At 42.4% G+C, this 12,200-nt stretch carries 2 protein-coding genes; both read left to right on the forward strand.

Annotated elements, in window-relative coordinates:
• The first annotated feature begins 10 nt into the window (after positions 1-10).
• Positions 11-6,238, forward strand: a complete 6,228-nt coding sequence (locus QUA13_RS14770; RefSeq protein WP_333199600.1) for an AAA family ATPase — start codon at positions 11-13, stop codon at positions 6,236-6,238.
• Positions 6,239-6,315: 77 nt separating this feature from the next.
• On the forward strand, positions 6,316-12,189 hold the full coding sequence (locus QUA13_RS14775) for an AAA family ATPase (RefSeq protein ID WP_333199601.1): 5,874 nt from the start codon (positions 6,316-6,318) through the stop codon (positions 12,187-12,189).
• Positions 12,190-12,200 lie beyond the last annotated feature (11 nt).

Consider the following 12,200-nt stretch of genomic DNA (forward strand, 5'->3'; position numbering starts at 1 on the left):
AACAATCACCATGAATAACTCCGAGAAAACTACCGACATTCAGACAAATATTCAAATTCTCGACTATCAAATTATCGAAAGAGTTTATTCAGGAAGTCGCACCTTAGTTTATCGGGCAGTCCGTACATCAGACCAATTACCTGTCGTCATCAAACTGCTGAAAAATGACTATCCCACCTTTAGCGAACTGGTGCAGTTTCGCAATCAGTACACCATTGCTAAAAATCTCAACTCACCCTTAATTATCCAAACTTATAGCCTGTCACCCTATCACAATGGTTATGCGTTAGTAATGGAAGACTTTGGGGGGATTTCTCTTCAGGAATGGGGAGTGAAAAGGAAAAATCTACCCTCTTTGAGAGAGTTTTTAGAAATGGCGATCGCACTCTGCAATACCTTAGATATATTGTATCGCGAGCGCATCATTCACAAAGACATCAAACCCAGCAATATCTTAATTAATCCCGAAACTAAACAAGTCAAATTAATTGACTTTAGTATCGCATCGCTATTACCAAGAGAAACACAAACACTCATCAATCCTAATGTGTTAGAAGGGACACTAGCTTACATTTCTCCAGAACAAACAGGCAGAATGAATCGGGGGATTGACTATCGGACTGATTTTTATTCTCTAGGCGTAACTTTATACGAATTACTGACAGGGAAATTACCTTTTCAATCACATGACCTGATGGAGTTAGTACATGGTCATATTGCCAAAGCAGCACCCTTAGTACAGGAAATTAACCCACAAATTCCGTCTGTACTCTCAGATATTGTCAACAAATTGATGGCAAAGAATGCCGAATCCAGATATCAAAGTGCTTTGGGACTGAAATACGATTTAGAAAAGTGTTTAGATCGACTACAAGAAACCGGTAGGATTGAGAGCTTTGAGATTGCACAGAGGGATGTATGCGATCGCTTTCTCATCCCCGACAAACTCTATGGACGAGAAACCGAAGTAAAAGCCCTACTCCAAGCCTTTGAGCGAGTCAGTCAAGGAGCCACAGAAATGATGCTAGTCGCTGGTTTTTCGGGGATTGGAAAAACAGCAGTTGTCAACGAAGTGCATAAACCAATTGTGCGCCAACGCGGTTATTTCATTAAAGGCAAATACGATCAATTTCAGCGCAACATTCCTTTGAGTGCATTTGTGCAAGCATTCCGGGATTTAATGGGGCAATTGTTAACCGAAAGCGAGGCTCAAATCCAAGAATGGAAAAATAAGATATTATCAGCAGTTGGAGAAAATGGACAGGTAATTATTGAAGTCATCCCCGAATTATCAAGAATCATCGGTCAACAACCACCGACTCCAGAATTATCAGGAACAGCAGCCCAAAATCGATTTAATTTATTATTTCAAAAATTTACCAAAGTTTTTGCCAGTGCTGAACATCCCTTAGTCATATTTTTAGATGACTTGCAATGGGCAGATTCGGCATCTCTGAACTTAATGCAGATATTAATGGCTGATACAAGTCATCTTTTTATTATTGGAGCCTATCGCGATAACGAAGTTAATCCGGGACATCCCTTAATGTTGACCTTGGGCGAGATGCAAAAAACACTCTTCACAATTAATACGATTACCTTAACACCCTTGAGTCAATTACAAGTCAATCAATTAGTAGCTGATACGTTAAAATGTTCCGCAAAGTTAGCATTGCCCCTGACTCAATTAGTTTTCCAGAAAACTCAAGGAAATCCTTTTTTTACGACACAGTTTCTCAAAGCATTGTATCAAGATGGATTCATTCAATTTGATTTTGAGTTGGGTGCTTGGCAATGCGATATTGCTCAGGTACGTCGGCAAGCACTGACCTCGGATGTGGTGGAGTTTATGGCATTACAATTGCAAAAATTGCCAGCCGAAACTCAAGAAGTGTTAAAATTAGCAGCTTGTATTGGCAATCAATTCGATCTGACAACTTTAGGAATTGTTTGGGAACACTCAGAGGTAGAAACGGCGGCAAGTTTATGGAAAGCCTTACAAGAATGGCTAGTTTTACCGATTAGTGATATTTATAAATTCTATGTTGGGGAAAAAACTCAAGCAGTTTCTCAAGAAAATCAAGAAACTGTTGCCTACAAATTTTTACATGACCGAGTACAACAAGCAAGCTATTCTCTGATTCCCTCAGACCAAAAACAAGCAACTCATCTCAAAATCGGACAATTACTCCAACAAAGCTTATCCGAAATGGAGAAAGAGGAAAAGCTATTTGATATTGTCGGCCATTTGAATTTAGGAATTGAGTTAATGACTCAACCTAGCGATCGCCAAGCATTAGCTCAACTAAATTTACAAGCGGGAGTGAAGGCGAGAAATTCCACAGCTTACGCCGCAGCAAGAGTTTATTTACAAACAGGAATTGAGTTACTGACAGCTAACTGCTGGCAACACCAGTATGAATTAACTTTGAATCTTTATGTTGCATCGGCTGAAGTTGCTTATTTGAATGGTGATTTTGAAGAAATGGAACAGATGGCAGCACTGGTGTTGCGATCGGCTCAAACCATATTAGATCGAGTGAAAATTTATCAGATCCAAATCAGCGCACTGACAGCCCAGAGTCAGATGTTAGAAGCAATATCTGTCGGCAAAAATGCGCTGGTAGAATTGGGGGTTGAGTTCTCATCTGAACCTGATGAAGCCTTGACAGGCAAAGCACTACAAACCCTTGGCGATCGCCTTCAGGGCAAACAGATTTCAGAACTGATTAACCTCCCTGCGATGAGCGACTCAGAGACAATTGCAGCGATGCAACTATTAGCCATGTTGTTTTCAGCGATTTTTGCAGGGTCTCCTGCCTTGCTACCTCTGTATTGCTCCACAATGGTGAGTCTATCTCTCCAATTTGGAAATGCGCCTGCATCAACAATCGGATATGTAGGTTACGGCATGGTGTTGTCTTCTTTTTTAGGAGAAGTAAAAACAGGTTATGACTTTGGGCGACTAGCACTGAGCTTAGTCAATGAGTTGAATGTACGGGAATTTAAGTCCTCAGCTTTACTTTTTTTTGGCGCTTTTCTCCAGCATCGTCAAGAAACACTAAGGTCAGCAATACTAACGCTCAAAGATAGCTATCTAGCGGGGATGGAAACAGGTGATTTCCTCAATGCTGGCTACAGTATCGCTATTTGTTTTTACGATCATCTATTCGGTGGAGTGGCCCTGGACGATTGGGCACTAGAAATAGAAAATTACTGTGTTGTATTAGCAACTCTGAAGCAAGATTCTCCTCTGGCTTACCTAAAGGCAACACAACAGACGGTGCAGAACTTGACAGAAGTTGTCAAGCAACCGGATTTATTAATCGGTACTGCCTACGATGAAACGGTGATGTTTCCTAAGCAGTATCAAAATAACGAACTCACTGTCCTTGCTGTTGTTTATATCTATAAACTGATGCTTGCCTATATTTTTGGCAACTACACCAATGCCCTAGACTACCTTACCCAAGCTAACCGCTATTTGATGGCAGCAACAGGAATGATTCAAATTCCTGTTTTTCATTTCTATGCTGGGTTAACCTACCTGGCACTATGCTCTATGGAGTCAGAAATTGAGCAAGCAAACACTCTGGTCCTGATGGAAATTCATCAAACGAATATTACTCAATGGGCGCATCATGCCCCCATGAATCACCAACATAAAGTTGACTTGATCGAGGCAGAAAAATGCCGAGTTTTAGGACAAAGAGCAGAAGCAATTGAGTTATACGACAAGGCAATTGCTGGAGCCAAAGCCAACGAATATCTCCAGGAGGAAGCCCTTGCCAATGAACTAGCCGCGAAATTTTATATCAACTGGGATAAAGAAAAAATTGCCCAAATCTATATGCAAGAAGCCTACTACTGCTACATTCGTTGGGGAGCAAAAGCTAAAGTCGCCGACTTAGAAAAATGCTATCCCCAACTACTAGCTCCCATCCTCCAGCAAACCCGTTCTCCCCTCTCCCCTCACGAAACTCTCTTCACATTGGGAAGTGTCACCTCCACCTGTTCTCCCATTTCCAGCAGTAGCAGTGTCTCTACTGCTCTAGATTTAGCCGCCATTCTCAAAGCTTCCCAAACTATCTCAGGCGAAATCGAACTGTCCAAACTGCTTTCATCGTTGCTTTCTATTGTCATCGAAAATGCGGGGGCCGATCGATGCGTGTTAATGCTCTTGCGAGACGAACGCCTGCTGATCGAAGGGTCAATTATCGTGGGGACGGAGCCAGTCGTGTTGCAGGGCCTTCCCATTGAGGACTCTCAGGATATTCCCCTGAAGCTAATTTATAAAGTGAAGCATGAAAGGCAAACAGTTGTGCTGCTGGATGCGACGGCCGATCCGACTTTAGCCAATGACCCGTATATCATTCGTCAGCAGCCTCATAGTATCTTGTGCAGCCCGATTTTACATCAAGGTAAGTTGATGGGCATTTTATATCTAGAAAATACTTTAGTAAGGGGGGCATTTACAAGCGATCGCGTCGAACTACTAAATTTATTGTGCACTCAAGCGGCTATTTCTTTGGAAAATGCCCGACTTTATCGAAATTCCCAGAACTATGCACAAGAGTTAACACAATCTTTAGCAAAATTGCAGGCTACTGAAACCCGCTTCCAAAATTTGGCGAATAATATCCCGGGGATGGTGTACCAATTTCGTCTGGAGCCAGATAGTTCAATTTCAACACCCTACGTTAGTTCTGGTTGTTTGGACTTGTATGAGGTAGAGCCAGAATTGGTGATGACAGGAAAGTTTAGTCTTTACGATCTGCATCATCCTGACGATAACTCAGCGATTGGAAAAGCAATCGCTTACTCTGCCCAAAATCTGACACCATTTGAGCAAGAATGGCGTATTATTCTACCTTCTGGAACCGTGAAATGGATTCAATCTGCTGCTAGACCAGAGCGGCTAGCTGATGGATCGATCCTATGGGATGGGGTGGTGATCGATATTAGCGATCGCAAACACATTGAAGCTGAACAAACCCGCCTGTTGGCAATTCTGGAAAGTACATCTGACTTGATTGGCACTGCCGATCCAACTGGTAGAAATCTTTATCTCAACCGGGCCTGGCGGAATCTTTTAGGTTTAGAACATGAGGCATTAGCAAAGGGTACTGAAATCTCTAAATATCACCCGGAGTGGGCGCTAGAGATAATTGGAAATCAGGGATTACCCGAAGCTATCCGCTCTGGAATTTGGATGGGTGAGACGGCAGTTTTTGATGGACATGGAGGGGAAATTCCCGTTTCTCAAGTTGTGCTTGCCCACAAATCGAGTGATGGGGAGTTACAGTATTTTTCTACGATTATGAGAGACATCAGCGATCGCAAACAAGCTGAGTCAGCCATTTTGCAAAAATCTCAAGAACTCCAACAAGCTCTACAATCTTTACAACAAGCCCAATTACAAATCGTCCAAAGTGAGAAAATGTCGGCATTGGGTAACTTAGTTGCTGGCGTTGCCCATGAAATTAATAACCCCGTCGGCTTTATTTGGGGCAATTTGAATGAAGCCAAACGCACAGTTCAAGACTTAGTGGAGCATCTCAATCTCTATGGCGATCGCGCCCCGGAAATAGAGATTGCAGACCATGCCGAAGATATCGATTTAGACTATATTATCGAAGATTTGCCCAAAATGATTGACTCGATGCAACTGGGATGCGATCGCATCAAAGATATCAGCACGACGCTCTGCACGTTTTCCCGAGCTGACAAAGATTACAAAGTTCCTTTTAACATTCACTCTGGACTCGACAGCACGATCTTAATTCTCAAATATCGATTGAAAGCCAACGATGAGCGACCCGCCATTGAAGTAGTGAAAGACTACGGCAATATTCCCGAGATCGAATGCTTCCCCGGACAGCTTAACCAGGTGTTTATGAACATTTTTGCCAATGCGATCGATGCACTGGAAGAATCAAATACTGGTCGAAGTTTTGCAGAAATCAAGGCTAATCCCAACCGCATTACCATTCAAACCTCCTTAGTAGATAACGGCGTGAAAATTAGTATTACTGATAATGGTCGGGGGATGAATGAATCTGTCAAACAAAAAATATTTGACCATTTATTTACGACAAAAGCTGTCGGGAAAGGCACGGGTTTGGGACTGGCGATCGCGCGTCAAATCGTCGTCGAAAAACATAGCGGTTCCCTTCAGGTCAACTCTATAATGGGAACAGAAACTGAATTTATCGTCACCTTACCCACTCACACCTAACAAAAAAGTTAAGACTTTCTCTTCTTCAGATTCATTTAAGCAACCACTAGCTCATCAATTATCAAACAACAATAGCCATGAAAAACTTTGACACAAATAGTGACACTCCTACAAATGTTAAAATTCCCCACTATCAAATTCTCCAAACAGTTTATTCAGGAAGTCGCACCTTGGTATATCGGGCTATCCGTACTTCAGACCAATTACCTGTGGTCATCAAACTGCTGAAAAATGACTATCCCACCTTTAGCGAACTCGTGCAGTTTCGCAATCAATACACCATTGCCAAAAATCTTGACTCACCCCTAATCGTCCAAACCTATAGCCTGGAACCCTATCACAATGGCTATGCCTTAGTCATGGAAGACTTTGGGGGGATTTCTCTGAAAGAATGGGCAATGAAGGGAAATCTACAATCAGTACAGGAGTTTTTAACAATCGCGATCGCACTGTGCAACACCTTATATCTACTCTATCACGAGCGAATTATTCATAAAGACATCAAACCCGCCAATATTTTAATTAATCCTGAAACGAAACAAGTCAAATTAATTGACTTCAGTATTGCCTCTTTGCTACCGCGAGAAACCCAAACCCTCATCAATCCCAATGGGCTGGAAGGGACATTAAGTTATATTTCTCCTGAACAAACTGGACGGATGAATCGGGGGATTGACTATCGGACTGACTTTTATTCTTTAGGTGTCACCTTCTACGAATTACTGACAGGGAAATTACCATTTCAATCAAATGACCTGATGGAGTTAGTACATGGTCATATTGCCAAAGCAGCACCCTTAGTACAGGAAATTAACCCACAAATTCCGGATGTACTCTCAGATATTGTCAACAAATTGATGGCAAAGAATGCCGAATCCAGATATCAAAGTGCTTTGGGACTGAAATATGATTTAGAAAATTGTTTAACTCAGTTACAAGTTACGGGTTCGATTGAGAGCTTTGAGATTGCACAGAGGGATGTATGCGATCGCTTCCTCATCCCCGATCGACTCTATGGACGAGAAACCGAAGTAAAAACGCTACTCCAAGCCTTTGAGCGAGTCACTCTTGTAGCCACAGAAATGATGCTAGTCGCTGGTTTTTCGGGGATTGGAAAAACAGCCGTTGTCAATGAAGTTCATAAACCGATTGTGCGACAACGCGGTTATTTCATTAAAGGCAAATACGACCAATTTCAACGAAATATTCCCTTCTCTGCTTTTGTGCAAGCATTTCGAGATTTGATCGGACAATTGTTAACCGAAAGCGATCTCCAACTAGAGCAATGGAAAAGCCAAATATTAGAAGCGGTGGGAGAAAATGGACAGGTAATTATTGAAGTCATCCCGGAATTAGAAATAATTATTGGTCAACAACCACCGGCTACAGAATTATCAGGAAGTGCGGCACAAAATCGGTTTAATTTATTGTTTCAAAAATTCACCCAAGTCTTTACCAGTGCTGAACATCCATTGGTGATGTTTTTAGATGATTTGCAATGGGCAGATTCAGCATCGCTGAAGTTAATGGAGCTATTAATAGCTGAAACAGGTCATCTTTTATTAATTGGTGCGTACCGCGATAACGAAGTTAATCCAGCACATCCATTAATCTTGACCTTGAGTGAGATTCAAAAAAACCAAGCAACGATTAATACGATTACTTTAGCGCCATTGAGTCAAGTCAAAGTCAATCAATTAGTGGCTGACACACTGAAATGTCCAGAAAGTTTGGCATTACCTCTTTCTCAATTAATCTCTCAAAAAACTCAAGGAAATCCGTTTTTCGCTACCCAGTTTCTCAAAGCATTGCATCAAGAAAATCTCATTCAATTTACCCCCCCAACCCCCCCTTACCAAGGGGGGGCTACGGGGGGGTGGCAATGTGACATTGCACAAGTGACGACTCAAGCAGTTACAGATGACGTGGTTGCTTTTATGGCAGTTCAATTACGAAAACTGCCACAATTAACTCAAAATGTATTGCAGTTAGCGGCTTGTATTGGTAATCAGTTTGATTTAGCAACTTTGGCAATTGTTTCAGAACAATCGGAAATCGAAACGGCTGCGGATTTATGGAAAGCGTTACAAGAAGGGCTAATTTTACCGCTGAGCGATGTTTATAAGTTTTATCAGAGAGAAGAAAATGAGAGATTGGTAGTGTCAAATCAAAATACCAGTCAACAAATAGCCAAATATAGATTTTTACATGACCGAGTACAGCAAGCTGCTTACTCATTGATTCCCAGTCATCAAAAAACAGCAACTCATCTGAAAATCGGACAATTACTTGAACAAAATTTCTCCGAGCTAGAGCTTGAGGAAAAACTGTTTGATATTGTTGGGCATTTAAACCAAGGAATTGAGCTAATAACCCAACCGCAACAACGAGAAGCCTTAGCTCAACTTAACTTAAAAGCGGGACAGAAAGCCAGAAATTCTACAGCATATAGTGCGGCAAGAGTTTATTTGCAAACAGGGATTGAAATACTGACAGCCAACTGCTGGCAAGATCGATATGAATTGACTCTGAATCTCCATGTTGCTGCTACCGAAGCTGCTTATTTGAATGCTGATTTTGATGGCATGGAAAAAATAGCAGCATTGGTGTTACAAAAAGCGGAGACGATTTTAGACAAAATCAAAATTTACCAAATTCAAATCGTCGCCCAGACAGCCCAGGGCAAGATGTTAGAAGCAATTTCAGTCGGAAGAGATGCACTCTTGCAATTGGGGGTTGAACTCCCCATTGCACCTGACGAAGCCAAAATTGCTAAAGCCCTACAAACCGTAGCTAGTCTTCAAGGTGATAGAGGAATTGAGGAATTAGTCGATCTACCTGTAATGAGCGATCGCCACACTCAGGCAGCTATGCAACTCTTAGGATTATTATTTTCATCGATTCTACCGGCAATGCCGGGATTACTGCCCATACTGAGCGCGACGATGGTGAGTTTATCTCTCCAGTTTGGAAATGCACCAGGCTCGACTGTAGGGTATGCGATTCACAGTATGGTGTTGTGTGCTTTTGTGGGAGAAGTGAAAACAGGCTATAGCTTTGGGCGATTAGCAATGAACTTGCTGGATCAATTTAATGTCGGGGAATTCAAGTCTAAAGTTCTACTGCTGTTTTCTGTCTGGGTTCAACATCATCAAGAATCGCTCATGGTAACAACACTGACGATGAAAGATGGCTATGCAACTGGTATAGAAACTGGTGATTTTCTCAACGCTGGCTATAACTCGCTTAATTACTTTATTGCCAAATTTTTTGCGGGGTTAGAACTGGATATTTGGGAACAGGAAATAGCAGATTACAGGGCTGTCTTAGTGCAGATAAAACAACATTCTGCCCTGACTTATTGGGATATGACGCAGCAAACTGTACATAACTTGAAGGAAGCCCGGATTCTGTCAGATTGCTTAGTGGGCAGTGCCTATGATGAAACGGTGATGATTCCTAAGCACCATCAGGAGAAGGATCTTAGTGCGATCGCTCTTGCTTACACTTACAAACTGATGCTGGCATACTTTTCTGGTAACTACACCTCTGCCCTAGAATATAGTACCCAAGCGAAACCGTATTTAATGGCACTATCAGGGATGATTTCTATTCCCATTTTCCATTTCTATACAGCCCTGACGCATTTGGCACTCTTACCCACACAGCCAGAGTCAGAGCAAGGCGAATTTTTGTCTTTGGCCCAAACCCATCAAACCACTTTGCAACAGTGGGCGCAGAATGCTCCCATGAATCATCAGCATAAATGGTATTTAGTTGAGGCTGAACGTCATCGAGTTTTAGGCAATAAAGCCGAAGCAATTGAACATTACGATCGCACCATTTCAGGAGCCAAAGCCAACGAATACATCCAAGAAGAAGCACTGGCCAATGAACTCGCCGCCAAATTTTACCTCGACTGGGGTAAAGTACGCATTGCCCAGGAATACATAACGAACGCCTACTATGGCTATGCTCGTTGGGGCGCTAAAGCCAAAGTCGCCGACTTGGAAACACGCTATCCCCAACTGCTTGCTCCCATCCTCCAACAAACTCGTTCTCCCCTCTCTACTAGCGAAACTATCTTCACCTTGGGAACTGTTACATCCACCAGTTCCGCCACTTCCAGTAGTAGTAGTGTCTCTGTAGCTTTAGATTTAGCTGCAATTCTCAAAGCTTCCCAAACTCTCTCCAGTGAAATCGAACTGTCCAAACTGCTTTCATCGTTGCTTTCGATTGTTGTTGAAAATGCGGGAGCAGATAAGTGTGTGTTAATGCTCTTGCGAGACGAGCGCTTGCTGGTTAAGGGGTCAATAACTGAAAATACAGAGCCAGTTGTGTTGCAGCAGATTCCGGTTGAAGAGAGTCAGGATATTCCCTTAAAGCTAATTTACAAAGTCAAGCATAACCAGCAGACTGTTGTGCTACTTGATGCGATCGCCGATCCGACCTTAGCCAACGATCCGTATATTATTCGTCAGCAGCCTCAGAGTATCTTGTGCAGTCCCATTTTGCATCAAGGTAAATTACTGGGCATTTTATATCTAGAAAATACTTTAGCAAAAGGCGCTTTCACGAGCGATCGCATCGAACTGCTCAATTTACTCTGCGCTCAAGCGGCTATTTCTCTGGAAAATGCCCGACTTTATGAGCAGTCACAAACCTATTCCCAACAGCTAGAGCACTCGCTTGAAAACTTGAGTGCTAGTAACTCTCGCTTCCATAACCTGGTAGACAATGTGCCTGGGGTAGTTTATCAATATCGCATGAGTGCCGATGGGTTTATATCGTTGAGCTACATCAGTGCCGATTGTTATAGCTTGCTCGAAATTACCCCAGAGCAAGCCATGTCCAATTGGCAATTTTTCGACAATATGGTGCATCCAGATGATGCCGTGAGTTATCAACAGTCCCAAACTCAAGCCATTCAAACCATGTCTTCGTGGCAATGGTCAGGACGAATTATTACACCCTCTGGAATTATCAAGTGGATTCATGGGGAATCTCGAATCCAAAGACTTGCCGATGGGTCTATGGTTTGGGATGGATTATTTTTGGATATTAGCGATCGCAAACGTGCAGAACTTGCGCTACAAAATAATCAACTACAAATGATTCAAAGCGAGAAAATGTCGGCATTGGGAAACTTAGTTGCAGGGGTTGCTCATGAAATCAACAACCCTGTTGGCTTCCTAACTGGCAATATTACCCCTGCCTTAGATTACATTAAGGATTTGTTTGGATTGCTCGATCTAGTGCAACAAAAATATCCTCAACTAGAGCCAGAGATTCAAGAGGAAATCGAAACCATTGAGCTGGACTACATCCGGGAAGACTTACCTCGGTTAGTTGAATCGATGCGAGAAGGTGTGAAGCGGATTCAAGACATTAGCGTTAGTCTGCGGACCTTCTCGCGTGCGGATAGCGATCGCCCTGTTGCCTGCAATATCCACGAGGGCATTGATAGCACGATTATGATCCTCAAACATCGCCTCAAAGCTTCGGACACTCGCCCCGAAATCAAAGTTATTAAGGACTATGGCGAGCTACCCAAAATCGAATGCTATGCCGGACAATTAAATCAGGTATTTATGAATATTTTGGGGAATGCGATCGATGCTTTGGATGACTTCAATATTGGACGGAGTTATGCAGAGATTAAAGCCAATCCCAATCAAATTATCGTCAAAATAGAATTATCTGGCGATAGAAAACAGGTGGTAATTCGGATTAAAGACAATGGTATTGGCATGAGTGAAGCGGTGCGGGAGCAAGTTTTTGATAATTTATTTACGACTAAGAGTGTGGGTCAAGGAACGGGTTTGGGATTAGCGATCGCGCGTCAAATTGTGGAAGAAACTCACGGTGGAAAATTGAACTGTGCTTCTCTACTGGGAAAAGGAGCAGAGTTTATCATTACCTTACCAACTAAAGCCGAACAAAAAAGTTAATTCAACCTAGG

Origin of the sequence: Microcoleus sp. S28C3 (assembly GCF_036700785.1) — a bacterium.
In the GTDB taxonomy this organism is placed as follows: domain Bacteria; phylum Cyanobacteriota; class Cyanobacteriia; order Cyanobacteriales; family Microcoleaceae; genus Microcoleus; species Microcoleus asticus.

What these genes read in the sequence shown, in the direction of transcription:
- QUA13_RS14770 (WP_333199600.1), top strand. Translation starts at nt 11, where the DNA reads ATGAATAACTCCGAGAAAACTACCGACATTCAGACAAATATTCAAATT.
- QUA13_RS14775 (WP_333199601.1), top strand. Translation starts at nt 6,316, where the DNA reads ATGAAAAACTTTGACACAAATAGTGACACTCCTACAAATGTTAAAATT.